The following is a 20,397-nucleotide window of genomic DNA, read 5'->3' on the forward strand; positions in this document are numbered from 1 at the left end:
CCGGACGGTCGGCGGGCGAGGGGGCCCCGCCAGGTGGGACCGGTTCCCGCCGTCCGCGGTGTCGCAGCGGACCTTCGCCGGATGGGAACCGCGCCCCCGCGCCCGCAAGCTGAATCCATGACCGACACCGACACCGTGCGCAGCGAGCGGACGCTGCGGCTGGTCCGCACCGACCGCGAGACGCCGCCCGAACCGAAACCGCAGCGAGGCGGCGCGCTCGGCCGCGTGCTCGGGCTGGACCTGGCCCGGGCGCTGGCGATCTTCGGCATGTTCTACGCGCACGTGGGACCGATGCAGGAGTTCAAGAACCCCGTGGTCGACACGATCATGCAGATCCCGCACGGCCGCTCGTCGGCCCTGTTCGCGATCCTGGCCGGCCTGTCGCTGGTCCTGCTCGCGGGCGGCCGCCGACCGCGACCCGCGCTCGAACGACGGCAGCGGACCGTGAAGATCGTCATCCGGGCGGTCCTGCTCATCGCCCTCGGCACGGCGCTGACCCTGTGGCTGCACACCGACATCGTCATCCTGGCGTTCTACGGCCTGTTCTTCCTGCTCGCGCTGCCGTTCACGCGATGCGGCGTCAAAACGCTGGCGGCCCTCTCGGCCGCGTTCGCGGTCGTCGGCTCCGTGGTCTTCTACTGGATCTCCATGGCGCAGCCGGCCTTCGTCACCGCGCTCAACGCGCACGACCCGATCACCCGCATGGGCGCCGACGGCCTCGGCCGGCTGCTGTTCACCGGCCTCTACCCGGCCGTCCCCTGGCTCGCGTACATCTTCGCGGGCATGGCGATCGCCAAGCTCGACCTGTCCGCGAAGCGGGTGCGCATCGGCATGGCGTCGGTCGGCGCCGCACTGGCGTTGGCCGGTTACGGGCTCTCGTCGGCGCTGCAGAAGGTCCTGTCCGCCGGAAGCGGCACGGGCGGCGCAGCCACGAGCGGCTCCAGCGGCTCGTCGGGTGCGGCGTCCTCTTCGATGGGCTCGTCCGGCACGTGGTCCGATTCGATGAGCGGATTCGATCCGTGGTCGTCGGACATGCTGCAGTTCCTGCTCTCGGCCTCGCCGCACTCGGGCACCGCGTTCGAGCTGCTGGGCAACATCGGCATCGCGATGCTGGTCATCGTCGGCTCGGTCGCCCTGCTCGACCGGTCCGCCCTGGCCCGCAAGCTCCTGACGCCGATCACGGCGGCCGGCGCGATGTCCCTGACCCTGTACGTCGCCCACCTCTGGGCCCTCAACCACGTTCCTTCGAACAGCGAGGGCGGCGCGGTCAGCGCGGCACTGGCGGTGTGGGGCTGGTTCTGCCTGGGGGGCATCGTGCTCGCCTTCGCGTGGTCCCGGTTCTTCAAGCGCGGGCCGCTCGAAAACGCGATGCAGTGGGCCACGAGCCCCGCCAGACTGGTGCGCTGATCGACACTGCCGCAACGGGGGGCCGCTGGGCCGGAGCACTCGCTCCGGCCCAGCGGCTTCCCTCCGCTCGAGAGAAGGAGAACGGCATGACCGCTCACGACGTCACGCTCGCACATGCGAACGCCACCGACCTCCCGGCCTTCCGGAAGGAACTGCAGCGGGCGTTCACCGAAGCGGCCGCCGCATACGGCATCGGCGGCCAGGAGGCGCCCCTCCCTCCCGATGAGGACGTGCTCGCCTCGTTCCGCGCGCCTGGAGCGGCGGTCTACCACGTGCTGCTGGAGGGGGAGAAGACCGGCGGCGCGGTGCTGCAGATCGACGAACGGACGCAGCACAACTCGCTCGATTTCTTCTACATCGCCCCGGAGCGCCACGGCCGCGGGATCGGATTGAAGGCCTGGAGGGCGATCGAAGCCGCCTATCCGCGGACCGAGGTGTGGGAGACCGGTACGCCCTCCTTCGAGCGGCGCAACATCCACTTCTACGTCAACAAGTGCGGATTCCACATCGTCGAGTTCTTCAACGAACACCATCCCGACCCGCACGACCCGCGCGGCGAGGAAGCGGAGGAGGACCACGCCGACGAGCCGGACGGCGAGGGGTTCTTCAGATTCGAGAAGGTCATGCGGCCGTAAGTCGGCGGGGAGGCCGGTCCCGGCCTCCCCGCCGGTCGGGGTTCCGTTTCCCGCCGATCGGCGAGTCGGAAACCGCGAACTGCCGGGTGGCCGGCGCCGCCCCTTCACCACAGAGTGGAGCCATGACACATTCGCAACCGCCGCAAGAGAAAGCGGCCCCCCACGAGCACTCGTCGCCCCCGCTCCGCGAGCCCGGCGGCCCCGCCATGACCGCTCCCCCCTCGAAGGGCGACGCGTCAATGGGACGCCTCGTCGGGGTGGACCTGGCCCGCGCGCTGGCCGTGTTCGGCATGTACATCGTGCACGTCGGGCCGATGCTCTCGACCACGAGCGGCGTCGGCAGCTGGGTCCGGTACATGGCCGACGGGCACTCGTCGGTCCTGTTCGCCACCCTCGCCGGCTTCTCGCTGATGCTCATCGCCGGCCGCAGGGAGCCGAAGACCGGTCTCGCCGGACGGAAGGCCAAGGCGCGCATCGCGATCCGCGCGGTCGTCCTGCTGGCCTTCGGCACGCTGCTGGCGAGGCTCTTCGGCGACGTCGTCATCATCGGCTTCTACGGGGTGTACTTCCTCGTCGCCATGCTGTTCCTCAAGCTGAGCGCGAAGACGCTCGCGATCACCGCGGCCGCGCTCGCGGTCGTCGGGCCGCAGTCGGCGTTCGTCATGCGACCGCTGCTGAGCGGCTCGTTCCAGCAGGCCGTGGACGCGTACGACCCGCTGGAGAAGCTCAGCGGCGTCGGCGTCATCGACCTGCTGTTCACCGGCTTCTACCCGACGATCCCCTGGATCGCGTTCGTGGTCGCCGGTATGGCCCTGGGACGCGTCGACCTGTCCGCCCCCGCCAACCAGCGGCGACTCGCCGCCCTCGGCGCCGGGCTCACGGCGGTGGCGTACGGCCTGTCGCTGCTGCTGGCCGGCAAGAACGCGCTGCGGAGCATGGCCGAGGACGGGTCCTCCGGCTCATGGTCGGGTTCGGGCTCGGGGTCCTGGTCGGGTTCCGGTTCCTGGTCGGGCTCGTCGAAGCCGCCGATGGACAGCGGGTCGTTCGATTACCAGCCGTCGGTCCGCGAGCTGTTCGTGGCGGGGCCGCACAGCGGCACCACGTTCGACATCATCGGCAGCGTCGGCATCGCGATCCTGGTGATCGTGGGCGCGACGTTCCTGATGGACCGCCTCCCGCGCCTGCGTCGCCTGATGAAGCCGGTCGTGGCGGTCGGCACGATGTCCCTGACGGCCTATGTCGGGCACTTCGCCATCATGACCTGGTTCGCCCTGCCCGGCGGCGGCGTCCGCGGGTCCTGGATCCCGGTGCTCACGCTCATCCTCGGGGCGATCGTGTTCGCCGCGGTCTGGTCCCTGTGCTTCAAGCGCGGCCCGCTCGAGTACCTGCTCAACCTCACCACCAAACCGGTGAGATACCTCAAGTGAGACTGCGGAACGCGCGACAAGCGCCTCAATCATCCTTAACGGACTGCGGGGCGCCGAACCGGCGACGGTTCGGCGCCCCGCAGCGTGGACATCGAGGATCTGACGACTCGCATGCGAATGATCCTCCCTTTCGGAGCGATTCCGGTTTAAACGCAAACCGGCGTGGGGACTGATTGTTATTCTTTCGCCACTTTGTGTCATCAATCGAGGCCGAGGTGGCGGCAGTGAAACCAACCGCTCAGGTGCGGCGCGCGCTGATGCTCGCGACGGCGATCGTCATCGCGGCGGTCGGCGTGCTCGCCGTCCCGGCCCCCGCTCAGGCGGGCACGTTCAGCTCCGACATCACCGGCGTCACCCTCGCGCCGACCGGCCACCCCGGTCTGTGCGTCACGGCCACGTCGACGCAGAGCTCGGCCCCCCTGCGCCTGCGGCCCTGCGGTGAAGACGATGCGCTGCAGCAGTGGACGGTCACCGCCGACGACCGGATCCTGCTCACCTCGAACCCTTCCCGCTGCGTGGGCAACCCGAACAACGCCGGCAGCCAGGACACCTCGCTCGCCCTCACCTCCTCGTGCTCCGCCGGTGCCAACAACGCCACCTGGCCGTATCGGCTGGCGCCCGGTTTCGGCGCGCCGGCAGGCGCGTTCATGAACTCGTATTCAGGCGTCTGCATGACCGTCAGGGACGGGAACTTCGCCGAGGGCGAGTGGGTCGTGCGCCGCACCTGCGGCAGTGGCGACGACTACCAGCGGTTCTCGATCGGCTCCGCTGACATGCAGGTCAGCGCCGTCGCCAACCCGACCGGCACTGCCGGCGCGACCGTGCAGGCGCAGCTGCGCATCGAGAACCTCGGCCCGCAGACCGCATACCGCAACAGCCTCGCGCTCACCGCCGAGACCGGACTCAGGCTGGGCAGCGTGCAGCGATTCGACGCCGCCAGCACCGGCTACGCCGCGTGCACGGTCACTTCGGACACCGCCGGGTCCTGCGCCGCCGACGGCGCCTGGCCGTCGGGCGGCACCGGGACCGTGTCCGTCAATGCGACGATTCCTCAGGATGCCGCTCCCGGCGCCGTCTACCAGGTCTGCGGCACCAACACGCTCGCCCCGGCCAACGACGGCGACGCCGGGAACGACTCCGCCTGCGCCGAGGTCACCGTGGCCCACCGCGTCTCCAACCTCGCGATGGCCGACACCGTCACCGGCCGCCAGACGGCCGGGTCCGAAGTCGAACCCGGCGCCGCCGTGCAGATCCCGTTCACCCTCGTCAACCACGGCCCAGACACCGCCGGCGTCCCCAAGGTCGCCTTCGAGATGCCCGCCGCCTTCACCCTCACCGGCCTCACCACACCCGCCTCCGGCTGGACCTGCGTCCGCGACACCCGCACTTGCACCGGTCCCGCCGACGCCTTCGCGAACACCGCCACCGCGGCGTTCACCGTGGCCGGCACCATCGCTTCAGGACTCGGCGCCGGTGACGCCCTCGGCGACGTCACCGCCACCGCCTCCGTCTCCGGCGCGTCCAGGGACACCGAGTCCGGAGACGACACGGCCACCACCACCCTCACCGCCGACCCGGACGTCACCGTGGACGTCGCCAAGACCGGTGCCGCCACCGCCGACCCCGGCGGTCCCATCGAGTACACCGTCACCGTCGACAACACCGGCGCGACCGGACTGGTCGGGGCCAGTGTCTCCGACCCCGTGCCCGCCGACATCAGCGTCACCTCCTGGTCCTGCACCGCCACCGGGGCCGGCGCGTGCGGCACCGCCTCGGGGACCGGCAACGACATCGCCACCACCGTCGACGTGCCCGCGGGCGGACAGGCCGTCATCACCATCAGCGGCACCGTCGCGACCGCCGCCGCCGGGACCACCGTCACCAACGCCGCCACCGTGACCATGCCCGCCGGCATCGGCGGCCGCAGCGTCACCGGATCCGCGGACACGACCGTCACCGACTTCACCGACCTCGCCGCCACGTCCGCGCCGGTCACCCTCGCGCCCGGCACCTCCGGCACCGTCACCACCACCGTTCGCAACGAGGACCTGACCAACGCGGCCGGCGCCGCCACCGTCACGCTCGACTTCCCCGACGGCGTCACCGTCTCGGACCTCGACGCCCGCTGCACCGACAACGGCGACGGCACCGCCACCTGCACGATCCCCGCCGCGACCCTCACCGCCGGCGCCTCCACCGACCTCGCCTTCACCGCCGCCCTCCCCGCCGACACCGCCACCGGCACCGTTTTCACCGGCAGCGCCGCGATCGGCTACGCGCTCGACGACGACGCGGGCGACAACACCGCCGACCTCACCGTGACCGCGGGCGACCCTGTCGTCGACTTCGGCATCTCCGCCTCCGACGCCGAGACCGTCGTCCCGGGTGAGACCGGCACCGTCACCTTCACCCTCAGCAACAGCGGACCATCCACCACCGATACGACCACGACCGCGACCCTCCGCGCCCCGCCCGCCGCCACCTGGGACGGCGGCCAACCCGCCGAGTGCACCGCCACGGCCGACCGCGAACTCACCTGCACCCTCCCCGCCGGAGCCGCGCCAGGGTCCGAGACCGAACTGACCCTCGCCTACACCGTGGACGCCGCGGCACAGGAAGGCACCGCCGCCGGCACCGGACTCGTCCACAACGACCACGACACGACCACCGCCAACGACACCGCCGAATGGCAGATCGCCATCGCCCCTCCCGCGGCCGACCTGCGCATCGACAAGACCGCCGCCAACGGCAGCGTCACCCCCGGCGACCAGTTCGACTACACGCTCACCGTCCACAACGACGGCCCCTCCTCCGCCGTCGACGCCACCGTGACCGACGCGCTGCCGCCGCAGTTGACCTACGTCGCCGCCACCGGGACCGGCGCGACCTGCGAAGCCTCGGGCCAGACCGTCACCTGCGCCTACGCCTCGATCGCGCCCGGCACCCGGACCATCACGCTCACCGCGCAGATCGACCCCGCCTACACCGGGACCGGCACCGACCTGCCCAACAGCGCCGCCGCCACCGCCTCCACCGCCGACCCCGACACGGCGAACAACACCTCGGGCACCGTCAACCCCGCCGTCGGCGCCGCCGCCGCGGACCTCGCCCTCACGAAGCAGACGACGACCGGGGCGCCCGTCGCGCCCGGCGAGACCTTCACCTACCTCCTCGAAGCCGCCAACAGCGGACCCTCGACCGCCACCGGCGCGATCGTCACCGACGACCTGCCCGCCGCGCTCGCGTTCGTCTCCTCCGAGTCCGGATGCACCGGCACCGCAGGCGAATACGGCGGGAGCGTCACCTGCGCCCCCGGGACGATCGCCGTCGGCGGCGAGGTCGAACTCCTGGTGACGGTCCAGCTCGACCCCGCGTACACGGGCACCGGATCCGACGCCGCCGTCACCAACACGGCCGCCATCGGCGCGGACACGTCCGACCCGGACGCCGGGAACAACGCGCCCGCCGCAGGGCTGCCCGGCGGCACCGTCGCCGCCGGACGCGCGGACCTCTCGGTCGCCACGATCGCCAGCACCGCCGACGCCGTCGCGCCCGGCGAAACCGTCGCGTACACGATCACCGTCGCGAACGACGGACCCTCGACCGCCACAGGCATCGACGTCGGTGACACGCTGCCTTCGGGGACGGTCTTCGCCTCCTCGCCGGACGGGTGCACCGCCGCCGGCCAGACCGTCACCTGCCCGCAGATCGCCTCGCTCGCACCGGGTGCGGCCGTCGCATTCGAAGTGCGCGCGAACGTCGACCCCGCTTACACCGGCGACGGCGGCGACCTCGCGAACGCGGCCACCGCGGCCTCGCCGAACATCGCCGACCCGGACACGGCGAACAACACCGGCTCGGTGCCGCTCGCCGCAGGCGGCGTGACCGCTCCGTCCGCGGACCTGGCCATCTCCAAGTCCGGTGCGGGCGACACCGGCGGCGTCGCGCCGGGCGAGACGTTCACCTACACGCTCACCGTCACCAATCACGGTCCGAGTGACGCGGCGGACGTCGCCGTCACCGACGACCTTCCCGCACCGGTCGCGTTCGAGTCGGCCGACGGCTGCACCGGCACCGGCGGCCTGTTCGGCGGCACCGTGACCTGCGGGCCGCTCGCCGCCCTGCCCGCGGCCCCGGGGAGCAACACCGTCGAGTACGTCCTCACCGTGCGGCTCAACCCCGTGTACGCGGGGATCGGCACCGACGTGGTGAACGCCGCGTCCGTAACAGCCGCCACCGCCGACCCCGACAGCGCCGACAACAGCACCGACCTGAGCGGCGTGCCGAGCCTCGCCGCGGGCAGCGCGGACCTCGCGGTCGACAAGACCGTGGTCGGCTCGCCCACGGTCGCCCCGGGCGAGACCTTCGACTACCGGATCAGCGTGAGCAACGCCGGTCCGTCGGTGTCCGTGAATCCCACGGTCACCGACACCCTCGGCGACGGCATGTCGTGGGAGGCCCACCCGAGCGGCTGCACCGTCGACGGACCCACGCTCACCTGCCCGCCGGGCGCACTGGGGTCGCTCCAACTCCCCGTGCTCGGGACAGCGAGCTTCGACACCACCGTCAGAGTGGACCCCGGCTTCGGCACCGGCACCTTGACGAACACGGCGACCGTGGCGGCCGACACCGCCGACCCCGACAGCGCCGACAACAGCGTGACCGTCACCGGCGGCGTCACCGTCAGCGCGGCCTCCGCCGACCTCGACACCACGACCACGCTCGTCACCGCGGGCGAGGTCCCGCCGGGCGGCACCCTCGAATACGCGATCGCGGTGCACAATGCCGGACCCTCGGACGCCGCGGACGTGACTACTGTGGATGAGCTTCCGGCCGGCCTGACCTTCGCGGGCGCGCCGAACGACGCCTGCGCCGCGGACGGACAGACCGTGACCTGCGCCCCGAGCGCCACCATCGCGGCCGGGGAGACCGTCAGCCGCGTCTTCCGGGCCACCGTCGACCCCGCTTACACCGGCTCGGGAGCCGACCTCGGCAACAGCGCCACCGCGACTGCCGCCTCCACCGCCGACCCGGACCCCGCGGACAACACCTCCCCGGAGGTGTTCCCGAGCATCGGCGCGCCCTCGGCGGACCTGCGGATGACCAAGCAGCTCAATACGACCGGTGCCGTTGTGCCCGGCGGCACCTTCCAGTACGCGCTCACCGTCGAGAACCAGGGCCCGTCCGTCGCCGCGAACGCGGTCCTGACCGACACGCTCGACGGCGACCTCGCCTTCGTATCGTCCACACCGGATGAATGCACGGCCTCCGGCCAGACCGTCACCTGCGCCCACGCGGAAGCGCTGCCGGTCGAATCGCACACCTGGGTGCTCACCGTGCGCCTCTCGCCGGACTACACCGGGGACGGCTCCGACATCGCCAACACCGCCGCCGTCGCCGCGGACACCGCCGATCCTCAGCCGGCGAACAACACCGGCACCGCCGCGGCGGGGACTCTCACCGTCGCCGCTCCGAGCGCGGACGTCGCCCTCACCGCGGCCGCCGTCGGCGCCGCCGCGGTCGCCCCGGGCGAATCGTTCGACTACGCGCTCACCGTCGCGAACGCCGGGCCCTCGACCGCCACCGGCATCGCCGTCAGCGACACGCTCCCCGCCGGCATCGCCTTCGTCTCCAGCGGCGACTGCATCGCCGACGGCCAGAACCTCGACTGCGCCACAGTGGACTCGCTCGCGGTCGGGGCGCAGGCCGCCTACACCGTCACCGTGCGCGTCGACCCCGGCTACACCGGCACCGGCGACGACCTCGTGAACACAGCGACGGCGACCCCGGCCACGGCCGATCCGGATCCTGCGGACAACACCGGAACGGCGACCGTCCCCGGCGGTGCCGTGGCGGCCCCGCGCGCGGACGTGCGCCTGACCAACGCCGTCGTGGGCACCGACCCGATCGTGCCCGGCAGCGCCTTCGATTACACGCTCACCGTCGCGAACGCCGGGCCCTCGACCGCCACCGGCATCGCCGTCACCGACACGCTCCCCGCCGGCATCGCCTTCGTCTCCAGCGGCGACTGCACCGCCGACACCGATCTCGGCGCCACCGTCACGTGCGCCACAGTGGACTCGCTCGCGGTCGGCGCCGAAGCCGCGTACACCGTCACCGTCAGACTCGACCCGACCTACACCGGGACCGGCGACGACCTCGTGAACACGGCGACCGCGACACCGGCCACGGCCGATCCCGACACCGCGAACAACACCGGGACCGCCACAGTGCCAGGCGGCTCGGTAGCCGCCCCCGAGGCCGCCGTGTCGATCGCCAAGACCGGAGGCGGTCCCGTGGTCGCGGGCAGCGCCGGCGAACTCACGATCACCGTCTCCAATGCCGGGCCTTCGGCGGCTCAGGACGTGACCGTCACCGACACGCTCTCGACCGGCCTGTCCTTCGCGTCCGCCACCGGCGCGGCCTGCACCGCCGACAGTGACATCGTGACCTGCCCGATCGGCACTCTGAACGCCGGCGATCAGGTCGCGTTCACCGTCGTCCTCGGCGTGGACGCGGCCGCCGCCGACGGGTCGGTGCTCACCGCGGCGGCCGAGGTCGCGACGAGTACCGCCAACACCTCCGGCGACACGACCGCGAGCGCCGACCTCGCCGTCGCCGCCGAAGCGGGCGTCTCGCTCGCGAAGACCCCGCCGGCCTCGATGACCGCGGGCGGGGAGGCCGTCTACGCCTTCACCGTCCAGAACCAGGGGCCGTCCGACGCGACCGGCGTCTCGCTCGCCGGCGCGCTCGACCCCTCGCTGGCGTTCGTCTCCGCCGCGGGCGCCACCTGCTCGGTCGCCGGATCGAACCTCACCTGCGAGGTCGGCACCGTCGCCGACGGCGCGACGGCATCGGTCGAGGTGACCGTCCGGGTCGGCGCCGACACTCCCGCGGGCACGCGGATCGGCCTCACCGCCGCGCTCACCACGGCGACCGCCAACACGTCGCCGGACACGACCGCGGTCGCGACCGGCCCGCCGGTGAGCGCGAGCGCCGACCTGGCGGCGTCGATCACCAACATGCGCGCCACCCCCGTCGTGCCCGGGGAGGCCTTCGCGTACCGGTTGCGGGCCATCAACAACGGCCCTTCGGTCGCGGCGGGCACGGTCGTCACCGACCAGCTCCCGCGGGCGCTCGCCTTCGTGTCCTCACCGGACGGCTGCACCGGCGACCCCGGTGTCTACCGCGGCGCCGTCGTCACCTGCCGCGCCGACGGCGCGCTCGAGGTCGGCGAGAGCGCCGAGTTCACGGTCATGGTGCGGCTCCACCCGGCGCTGCCGGGCAACGGCTCCCGCGTCCTCAGCCGTGCGACGGCGGCCTCCGACACGCCGGATCCTGTGAGCACCAACAACACCCGGTCCGCGCGCTTGCCGACCGGGGCGGCCGCCGCGCCGCTCGCCGACCTGTCAATCGTCAAGACGCTGGACGCCACGGGTCCGGTGACGCCGGGCGACACCTTCACCTACTCGATCACGATCGCCAACGCCGGACCTTCGGCCGCGGCGGGCGTGACGCTCACCGACACGCTGCCCGACCCGCTCACCTGGGTCCAGGCCGACTCCGGCGCCTCGTCCCGCTGCCAGGCCGAGGGCCAGACCATCACCTGCAATACGAGCGCGCTGATCCCCGTCGGCTTCAGCCGGACCCTCACCATGACCGTCACACTGGACCCCGCCTACACCGGCGACGGCTCCGACCTCGTCAACAGCGCGTCCATATCGTCGGCCACCGCCGACCCGCAGCCGGGCGACAACACCACGACCGCCGACGCCGTCCCGGTGGACGCGCCCAGCGGCGACCTCATGCTCACCCAGGGCTTCGCCGCCTTCCCGGGCAGCCAGATCGTGCCCGGTCAGACCACCGACAACCTGCTGAGCCTCAACAACTACGGGATCTCGACGGCGACCAATGTGGTCGTCTCGCACCAACTGCCGCCCGAGCTCGCGTTCGTGTCCTCGTTCGACGGCTGCACCGGCGAGCCCGGGGTCTACGGCGGCACCATCACCTGCCCGACGATCGACCGGCTCGAACCCGACGAGTCCGTCTTCTTCATCGTCACCGTCCGGCTCAAGCCGGACTACATCGGCGACGGCTCTGACATCGACAGCAACGCCAATGTCGACTCCTCCAACGACGACCCCGCCGAACCGAACAACACCGCGCCCGCGGACATGGACGGCGGCGTCAGCGCACCCCGATCCGACCTGTCGATCACCAAGACCGCCCCGGACGCGATGATCGCCGGCCGGGAGGCCACGTGGACGATCGAGGTGGGCAACAGCGGCCCCTCCACGGCCACCGGAGTCACGGTCACCGACGAACTCGATCCGGACACCGAGTTCGTGTCGGCGTCACCGGACGTCTGCTCGGCCGCGGGCGGTCGGGTCACCTGCGACCTCGGCTCGCTCGACCCGGGGGCGACCGCCGCCATCGACCTCACGGTCATGGTCGACGGCGAGGTCGACAGCGGCACCACGATCGCGAACACCGCGTCGGTCGCGGCCGAGACCGACCCCGAAGGGGACACCGGGACCGCGGTCGGCCCGCCGGTGCGGGTCGTCACCGACCTCGCCATCGTGAAGGAGTTCGACCCCGACACCGCCGGCCCGGTCACTCCTGGCACCGATTTCGGCTACCTGGTCACCATCGAGAACACCGGCCAAGCCGAATCCGCCGAGAACGTAACCTTCACCGAGTCGCTGCCCGCGGCGCTCGACTTCGTCGAAGCGACGGACGCCGACACCGGCGAGCGGCTCGACTGCGACACCGCGGACGACAGCGTCGCCTGTCATGTCGCGGCGGTCCTCGAACCGGGCGCTTCGGTGATGGCCGCCGTGACCGTGCGACTCGACCCCTCCTACCGGGGCGGGGGCGACGACGTCACCAACACGGTCGGCGTGTCCTCGGACGCGGTCGATCCCAACGGCGAGAACGACACCGCTTCGGCGACCGGCGTGCCCGGCGGTGTGGGCGACCCCGTCTACGAGCGGATGGTCACCGTGACCGAAGGCCGCCCGGCCCCGCCCGGGGGCACGACCACGGTCGACGTCGCGGTCGAGACGACGGGTCCCTCCACCATGGATGATCCGGTCACCGTGACGATCGGGATGCCCGAACACGTCGGCGCCGTCGGCGCCGAGCTGCCGTCCGAATGCGCCGATGCCGGCCGCGACGCCGTGGTCTGCACCATCGACGCGGACGCGGCACCGCGGTCCGAAGCCGCTGCGACGCGCCGAGCCGAGGCGGCGGTCGCCGAAGCGAGTCCGGTCGAGCGTTGGACCGCCTCGATCACGCTCGCCGTCGATGACGACGCCGCGCCGTCGACGTACCTGGCGGGCGGTATCGCCGAACTGAACACCGACCCGAACGACCCGGACGGGACCACCGACGCCATCGCCTGGGGCGTGCGGACGGCGGCCGGCGGGGGCCCGGCGATCGACGCGGGCTCGATCGACGGGGGCCTGGTGACGACCGGCGGCGACTCGCTCGCCATCGTCCTCACCGGAGTCGGCGCGATCGTGACCGGCCTGGTCATCACCGCGGCGGTGACGCGCCGACGCGGCGCGCGACGGTGAAGCGAGACTCCGGTCGTGTCGTCCGCTCCAGGGGTGCGTGGTGGGCTACAACAGAACCCGGAACCGAAGGGGGAGGGGCCATGCGGCACTGGTATCGGATGGCGGCGTGCGCAGCGGGGCTCGCGGGGGTCCTGGGCGCCGGCCCGGCGCAGGCGGCCGACGACGGTCCGATCGCGATCACGATCGTGCGCGAAGGCGACCCGGAGGTCGACATCCGCGAGGGCGACCTCGTGGCCTATGCGATCACGTTGGAGAACACCGGCGAAGCGGCCCTTGAAGGTCTGCAGGTCTCGCACCTGCTGCCGGCCGGTTTCGCGCTGCGCGACGCCCGACCGTCCCCCGACCGCTTGAACGGGGCCGTCGGATGGACCGTCTCGCTGGAACCGGGGGAGCGGATCGCGATCGCCGACAGCGTCGAAGCGGGCACCGGCGACCAGATCGAACAGGGGCAGCTCGTGGTCGTCGAGCAGCCCGACAGATCGGCTGCGACGGGCGACGGCACGGACTTCACCACCACCGCGTGCGTGGCGGGCGCCGACGGCGAGATCCTCAGCTGCGCCAGCGACCGAGCGGCCCTGCTCGACCCGGAGCCCGCGACCGGTCCCGCCTGGTGGCGGTGGGCGGCGGCGGCCCTCGCTGCGGCGGCGGGCGCCGTGATACTCGGACTCGGGGTTCGCAAGACCCGCAGACGGGCCGCGTGAGTCGGGATCGGCTTGCGCCGGTGGGCGGCGTCCAGCTCGAACGGTTCGTCCCCGCTCGGCTGGACACCGCGCATTCGATGACGGCTTACGTGGTGATGAAGAGCAGTCGGTTCGGACTGCCGGCCGGATCGGTGACCTCATTGGCGGTGGCATTGCCGTTCAATGCGGACGCCACGGTCGCCGGGCTCGCGGTCGGATTGGCCGCCAGGTAGATCGCCGCCGCTCCGGCCACGTGCGGCACCGAGATCGAGGTGCCGGACAGTCGGGTGGTGACGCCGAAGAGGTAGTCCGACCGGACGTTGACCCCGGGCGCGAACATGTCGACGCAGGTGCCGAAGTTCGAGAACGAGGCGCGTACGTCGGCGATGTCCGTGGCCGCCACGGTCAGCGCCCCGGTCACTCGCGCCGGCGAGTATCCGCAGGCGTCGGCGTTGCTGTTGCCGGCGGCGACCGCGTAGGTGACCCCCGATGCGATGGACGCCGTCACCGCGGTGTCGACCGTCTGGCTCGCGGTCGAGGTCAGGCTCATGGTGGCGACGGCGGGCTTCACGGCGTTCGCCGTGACCCACTCGACGCCGCCGATGATCGAGATGTTGTCGCTCGTGCCGGAGCAGTTGAACACCTGGACGGGCACGAGCTGCACCTGCTTGGCGATGCCGTAGAGCGCGCCGCCGACCGTGCCCGCGATGTGGGTGCCGTGGCCGTGGCAGTCCCGGGAGTTGCCGTCGGGAACGATGGTGCTGTACCCGGGATCGAGCCGGCCCGCGAAGTCCGCGTGGTCGAGCCAGATGCCGGTGTCGATGATGTAGGCGTGCACGCCCGCCCCGGTGTTGGGGTAGGTGTAGGACGCGTCGAGCGGCAGCGTGCGCTGGTCGACGCGGTCCTCGCCCCAGCCGGGCGGGTTGAGCTGCGTGGCGGCGAGCTCGACCCGCTTGTTCTGCTCGACGTAGTCCACGGCCGGATCGGCGGCGAGCCGCGCGGCGTCGGCCGCGTCCATGTGGACGGCGACGGCGTCGATGGAGTCGAAGCGCGTCTCGATTCGGCCTTCGAACCGGGACACGAGCGCGTCCAGCGCTTCGACCGACTCGGCGGTGTCCTCGAAGGCGACGATGTACTCGCCGCGGATGGCGTTCGGATCGTCGGCGCCGAGGACCTCGGCGGTGCGTGCTTGGACCGGCGAGGCGGCGAGCGCGACGCCCACCCCCGCCACGGTCGCTGTGGCGATGAGATAGCGGATCGATTTCCCGGACTTGCGGCTGCCCATGGGCATCACCCTTCTGCAGGAACCAGTGACAGGCTCGGCTCGCAGGGATGCCGTGCCTTGTCAGCAAGCTACTCCCAGACCAGAGGAGACAGTCCACAAAAGAGTGAATTTCAGCCGGTTCCGACTCGATGGGGTGAGGGTCGGGCCCGCAGGAAAGTGGACGGTCCGACATGGGGTGGCATCGCCGACGCTTTCGGCGGCGATTGAAAAAATTTCTGTGGTTGCCGTCACTTTTGACGGACCCGGTCGTTACACCTCTTATGACCCCGGTGTGACCGGCGACCCCGTGGGTCCGCATGGCGCGAATCGAACGCCGCCCGACTCGGCGACGGTTCGGCCTCCGCTTCCCGTCCCTGCGGGCGGGAAGCGCCGTCCGCGGGAGATGCACCCACCATGAAAGGACCTCGTGACGTGAAAACCATTGTCGTCTACGTCAAGACGCCCGGAGCCGGCCAGCGCATCGCCGCCTTCGCCGCCGAGTCGGACCTCAAGCCGAAGGTCAAGGTCGTCGACTGCGCTCCGGCGCTGTTCATGGAGCTCAGCCGGGGCGGCGTGGACGTGGTCCTGATCGACGCCGCCCTCGCCGTCCCCGACCCGGTCAAGTTCACCCGGTCCGTCCGCACCCGCTTCCCCGCCGCGGGTCTGCTGTTCACCGGCGCCGCCAACCCGCAGATGGCGGCCGCGCTCGCCGCCGCCGGAGCGCTCGGGGTCATGCGCGCGGTGAACGGTGGCGACGACCTGCTCGTGGCGTTCACGCACGCCGTCGTCCTGGCCCGCCAGCGGCTGAAGAACACCACCGCGCCGGTGAAACGCCAGCGCCCGCGTCCGGCGGCGGCGGTGCTGTCCGATCGCGAGTTCCAGATCCTCACCGGACTGACCGAGGGCAAGCGCAACGCCGAGATCGCCGGCGACCTCCTGGTCTCGGAGGACACGGTCAAGACGCACGCGAAGGGGCTGTACCGCAAGCTCGGCGCCCGCGACCGCGCCCACGCCGTGGCGATCGCCTTCCGCACCGGCCTGGTCGCCTGAGGCGTGAACCGTTGCCGCCCTAGCGGTGGCCTCCGAACGACGGGAGGGGTTTCCTTGCCACCTTCATTATCTATCACCGCGACCGCGGAACCTCTGCTACTGGGGGCCGAATCCAGTGTCTGACCTGCGACACAATGGGCGGACGGGGCCAAGCCGCTCGAACAGAGGAGACTGGAATGCGCGTACTGCTCGCCTCCCGCGGGTCTCGCGGTGACATCGAACCGCTCGCCGGACTCGCCGCCCGCCTGGTTGCCACAGGCGCCGAGGTCGTGGTCGCCGCGCCGCCGGACCGCGAGATCGCCGACCTGGTCGCCCGCGCCGGCGCGCGGCACCTCCCGGTCGACGCGCCGATCCGCGAGATGGTCCAGTCCATCGCGAAGGGGACCGGCCCCAGCATGCAGCAGCACATCAGGGAGATCCTCGAGTCGCACGGCCCGGCCTTCACCGAGGCCGCCGAGTCCGGGTGCGACGCGATCGTCGCGACCGGCCTGTTCCCGGTGGTCGCCGCGGCTCAGGCTGTCGCCGAACGGTTCGGCGTCCCGTTCGCCAGCGCCGCCCTTCAGCCGACGACCCTGCCCTCCCACACGCAGCGGCCGTTCCCGATGCCCGGCTGGCCCCTTCCCGAAGGGGTGGGCGACAACCGCGAGCTCTGGGAGTGGGACAAGCGGAAGATGCAGGCGATCTTCGGCGAGCCGGTCAACGGGTACCGCACCGCCATCGGGCTGCCCCCGACCGAGGACGTGCGCACCCGCACCCTGACCGACCACCGCTGGCTCGCCACCGACCCGGTGCTGAGCCCGTGGGAGCCGACCGACCTCATCGAGATCGTCCAGACCGGCGCCTGGATCCTTCCCGACGAGCGGCCGCTCCCCGCCGATCTGGAGGCGTTCCTCGACGCGGGGGAGCCGCCGGTCTACGCCGGGTTCGGCAGCATCCCCGTCCGCGACGCCGAGGACGCCGCCCGCGCTCTCGTGGCATCGATCAGGGCGCACGGGCGCCGCGCGGTCCTCTCGCGCGGCTGGGCCCGACTCGCCCCGATCGACGAAGGCCGCGACTGCTTCGTCGTCGACGAGGTGAACCAGCAGGCGCTGTTCGCGCGAGCGGCCGCCGTGGTCCACCACGGCGGGGCCGGCACGACCCACACGGCGACCCGCTCCGGGACGCCGCAAGTGGTCGTGCCGCAGATCGTGGACCAGCCCTACTGGGCCGGCCGCGTCGCCGCGCTCGGCATCGGCGCCGTCCACGACGGGCCCGTCCCCGCCACCGAGACCCTTACGGCCGCATTGGCAACCGCCCTCGCGCCCGAAACGCGCCGGCGAGCCGCCGAAGTCGGCCCCAAGATCCGCACCGACGGCGCGGCAGTGGCGGCGGACCTCGTCCTCGACATGTCCGCCTGAAGCTTGTCCTGGAGCGGCGGTACCCGAGTCCGTTGGTTCGCCCGCAAGGCGGAAGGCCCTCCCGATACCACTCCGGTTTCGGGAGGGCCGACAACGCGGCGAACGGGCCGGATAGCGACCGGTCTGACGCACAGGGCAGGGCCCTGGGCCGGGCGGCACCTGAGGCTGTCGCCGCCGGAGTCCGGATCGGTAGGCTGGGGAGGCCGCGCGGCACGCCGCGCGGCTCACCCCCGCCCGCGGGCAGGATGGACCCCGTTGGGAACGAGCCGTTGGAGGACGTGCGTGGCGAACACGGCTGACAAGCCGAACATCCGGCAGGTGGCGCAGATCGCCGGCGTCTCGCACATGACCGTGTCCCGGGTGCTCAACAACTACCCGCACATCAAGGAGGCCACGCGGCGCCGCGTCCTCGAGGTCATCGAAGAGCTCGACTACCGCCCCAACATGGCCGCGCGCGCCCTCGCGACGCAGAAGAGCCAGCGCATCGGCGTCCTCGTCGAGAGCACGGTCGGGTTCGGGCCGACCAGCACCCTGCGGGCGCTGGAGTCCACCGCGCGCGCCTCGGGTTACGCCGTCAGCTCGATCGCCCTCGGGGACGGCGAGGGGCTCTCGCCGCAGGAGGCCCTCGACAACCTCACCACTCAGGGCATCGACGCGCTCTGCGTCGTCGCCCCCCGCTCGTCCTCCATCGCGGCCCTCCGCAAGCTCTCCATCGGCATCCCCGTCCTGGTGGTCAAGCCCGACAAGGACCCCTCGTTTCTCACCGTCTCGGTCGACCAGCAGCAGGGGGCCGCGCTCGCCGTCGATCACCTGGTCTCGCTGGGGCACCGCGACATCATCCACGTCTCCGGCCCTCTCGACTGGCTTGACGCGCGCGCCCGCGAGCGGGCGTTCCACGCGCGCGCCAAGGCCTGGGGGGTCCGGGAGCGGCCGATCGTGGTGGGCGACTGGACCGCCGACTTCGCCTACGACTTCGCCAAGGGCATCCGCGACCTGCCCGACTACACGGCGATCTTCGCCGCCAACGACGACATGGCGGTCGGCCTCGTGCACGGCCTGCACGAGCGCGGCTTCGGTGTGCCCGACGAGATCAGCGTGGTCGGGTTCGACGACATCCCGCTGGCCTCGCACGTCCTCCCGCCGCTGACGACCGTGCGGCAGAACTTCCGGGCGCTGGGCGTCTCGGCCCTTGACATGCTGCGCGCGGCCATCGAGGATCGTGAGATCCCGCGGGTGACGAAGATCCCCGCCGAACTGCTGGTGCGGTCCTCGACCGCCGCTCCCCGGGGGAGGGGCCGATGAAGCTGGGACGGCCCGTCGTGGAGATGACGGGCATAACGGTGGAGTTCTCCGGTGTGCGCGTGCTCGACCGCGTGGACCTCACGCTGCGCTCGGGCGAGATCCACGCGCTCATGGGGGAGAACGGCGCGGGCAAGTCGACGCTCATCGGAGCGCTGACCGGCACGCTCCCGATCCACTCGGGCGAGGTGCGCATCGACGGCGAGGAGCGGACGCCCGCGGGCGTCGCGCGCAGCCGCGCCGCGGGCATCGCGACGGTCTTCCAGGAGACGCACCTGAGCCCCCACCTCACCGTGGCCGAGAACGTGATGATCGGCAACGAGGTGCGCGGGACGTTCGGCATCGACTGGAAGGCGAACCGGGCCCGCACGGCCGAGGTGCTCACCCGCCTCGGGCTCGGCGACCTGGACCCGGGCCGGTCGCTGTCGTCGCTGTCGCCGGCGGTGAAGCAGCTCGTGGCGGTGGCGCGGGCGCTCGTGCTGGAGCCGCGGGTGCTCATCCTCGACGAGCCGACCTCCAGCCTCGACGCGGCCGAGGTGCAGACCCTCCTGCGCGTCGTGCGGGGCCTGCGCGACCGCGGCGTCGCGATCCTGTTCGTCTCGCACTTCCTGGAGCAGGTCTTCGAGATCGCCGACCGGATGACGGTGCTGCGCGAGGGCCGGTTCGTGGGGGAGTACCTCGCCGACGACCTCGACCACGCCGACCTCATCTCGAAGATGATCGGCGAGGACATCGCCGCGCTCAAGGCGCTGCGGTCGGAGCGGCTCGCGCACCACTACTCGGCCTCGGGCGATCCGACGCTGCGGGCTTCGGCGCTGGGCCGGCGCGGGACGCTGGACCCGACGGACCTGGAGCTCTCCCGCGGCGAGGTCGTGGGCTTCGCGGGGCTGCACGGTTCGGGCCGGACCGAGCTGGCCCGCCTCATGGGCGGCGCCGAGCGGGCCGACAGCGGCGAGCTGTGGCTGGACGGCGTCCGGGTGCACCTGCGCAGTCCGGGGGCCGCACTGCGCTCGCGCATCGCCCTGTCGACGGAGAACCTCCGCGAGGAGGGGATCATCGGCGGGCTCACGGCGCGGGAGAACATCGTGCTCGCCCTTCAGGCGATGCGCGGGTGGTCGCGCCCGCTCTCGCGCGGGGAGCAGTCCGCGCTCATCGAGACGTACCTCGAGGCGCTCCACCTCTCGCCGCGCGACATCGACCGGCCGATCGAGGAGCTCTCGGGCGGCACGCAGCAGAAGATCCTGCTCGCGCGCCTGCTCGCGACGCGCCCGCACGTGCTCATCCTGGACGAGCCGACGCGCGGGATCGACATCGGCGCGAAGCTCGACATCCAGCGGCGCGTGGCCCAACTGGCGGGCGACGGGGTCGCGGTCGTGTTCATCTCCTCGCAGCTCGAGGAGGTCGTGCGGCTGAGCGACCGGATCGTGGTGCTCAAGGACCGGGAGAAGATCGGCGAGCTCAGCAACGGTCCCGGCGTCACCGTCGACACGATCGTGGAGATGATCGCGGCGGACTTCGACGAGGCGCCGGAGATCTAATCCGGTAACGGTTAGGACAACGCTCTTGTGTTCCGGATTTTGTTCCCGGTAACATAATTTTCGCCACGCAGCCCTGCCCCTCCGCTTCGTCAGAACCGGCAGCGAGACCGCGTGGATTCGAA

10 protein-coding genes are annotated in these 20,397 nt (G+C 71.9%); 9 read left to right on the forward strand and 1 reads right to left on the reverse strand.

Annotated features, from left to right (window positions below):
• The first annotated feature begins 117 nt into the window (after nt 1–117).
• The 5 genes from AB0K52_RS12700 (at nt 118) to AB0K52_RS12720 (ending at nt 13,748) form a co-directional block, all read left to right on the forward strand.
• Nucleotides 118–1,407 carry a heparan-alpha-glucosaminide N-acetyltransferase domain-containing protein gene (locus tag AB0K52_RS12700; RefSeq protein WP_363530399.1) on the forward strand — a complete coding sequence of 430 codons (1,290 nt, stop codon included), beginning with the start codon at nt 118–120 and terminating at the stop codon, nt 1,405–1,407.
• 86 nt (nt 1,408–1,493) lie between these two features.
• Nucleotides 1,494–2,042, forward strand: coding sequence for a GNAT family N-acetyltransferase (locus AB0K52_RS12705; RefSeq protein ID WP_363530402.1), 549 nt, complete (start codon nt 1,494–1,496; stop codon nt 2,040–2,042).
• A gap of 122 nt (nt 2,043–2,164) precedes the next feature.
• The gene (locus AB0K52_RS12710; protein ID WP_363530405.1) at nt 2,165–3,469 is read left to right on the forward strand and encodes a DUF418 domain-containing protein; all 1,305 of its coding nucleotides are present in this window, start codon (nt 2,165–2,167) and stop codon (nt 3,467–3,469) included.
• Nucleotides 3,470–3,693: 224 nt separating this feature from the next.
• Nucleotides 3,694–13,047: a ricin-type beta-trefoil lectin domain protein gene (locus tag AB0K52_RS12715; RefSeq protein WP_363530408.1), complete on the forward strand. Its 9,354-nt coding sequence runs from the start codon at nt 3,694–3,696 to the stop codon at nt 13,045–13,047.
• Between the two features lie 80 nt (nt 13,048–13,127).
• Nucleotides 13,128–13,748 (forward strand): hypothetical protein, encoded by a 621-nt coding sequence (locus AB0K52_RS12720; RefSeq protein WP_363530411.1) that lies wholly within the window; start codon nt 13,128–13,130, stop codon nt 13,746–13,748.
• Nucleotides 13,749–13,833: 85 nt separating this feature from the next.
• Here the strand turns inward: AB0K52_RS12720 and AB0K52_RS12725 are convergent, their stop codons facing one another.
• The gene (locus AB0K52_RS12725) at nt 13,834–15,012 is read right to left on the reverse strand and encodes a S8 family peptidase (protein ID WP_363530413.1); all 1,179 of its coding nucleotides are present in this window, start codon (nt 15,010–15,012) and stop codon (nt 13,834–13,836) included.
• Nucleotides 15,013–15,423: 411 nt separating this feature from the next.
• Here AB0K52_RS12725 and AB0K52_RS12730 point away from each other — a divergent pair, with 411 nt between their 5' ends.
• The 4 genes from AB0K52_RS12730 (at nt 15,424) to AB0K52_RS12745 (ending at nt 20,275) form a co-directional block, all read left to right on the forward strand.
• On the forward strand, nt 15,424–16,041 hold the full coding sequence (locus AB0K52_RS12730) for a LuxR C-terminal-related transcriptional regulator (RefSeq protein WP_363530416.1): 618 nt from the start codon (nt 15,424–15,426) through the stop codon (nt 16,039–16,041).
• Between the two features lie 176 nt (nt 16,042–16,217).
• Complete coding sequence (locus tag AB0K52_RS12735) at nt 16,218–17,438, forward strand: glycosyltransferase (protein ID WP_363530419.1); 1,221 nt, start codon at nt 16,218–16,220, stop codon at nt 17,436–17,438.
• A 282-nt stretch (nt 17,439–17,720) separates the two neighbouring features.
• The gene (locus AB0K52_RS12740) at nt 17,721–18,740 is read left to right on the forward strand and encodes a LacI family DNA-binding transcriptional regulator (RefSeq protein WP_363530422.1); all 1,020 of its coding nucleotides are present in this window, start codon (nt 17,721–17,723) and stop codon (nt 18,738–18,740) included.
• The gene (locus AB0K52_RS12745; protein WP_363530424.1) at nt 18,737–20,275 is read left to right on the forward strand and encodes a sugar ABC transporter ATP-binding protein; all 1,539 of its coding nucleotides are present in this window, start codon (nt 18,737–18,739) and stop codon (nt 20,273–20,275) included. Before AB0K52_RS12740 ends, AB0K52_RS12745 begins: the two co-directional genes overlap by 4 nt.
• Nucleotides 20,276–20,397 lie beyond the last annotated feature (122 nt).

The sequence above is a fragment of the Glycomyces sp. NPDC049804 genome (genome assembly GCF_040674615.1).
Taxonomy (GTDB): domain Bacteria; phylum Actinomycetota; class Actinomycetes; order Mycobacteriales; family Micromonosporaceae; genus Glycomyces; species Glycomyces niveus.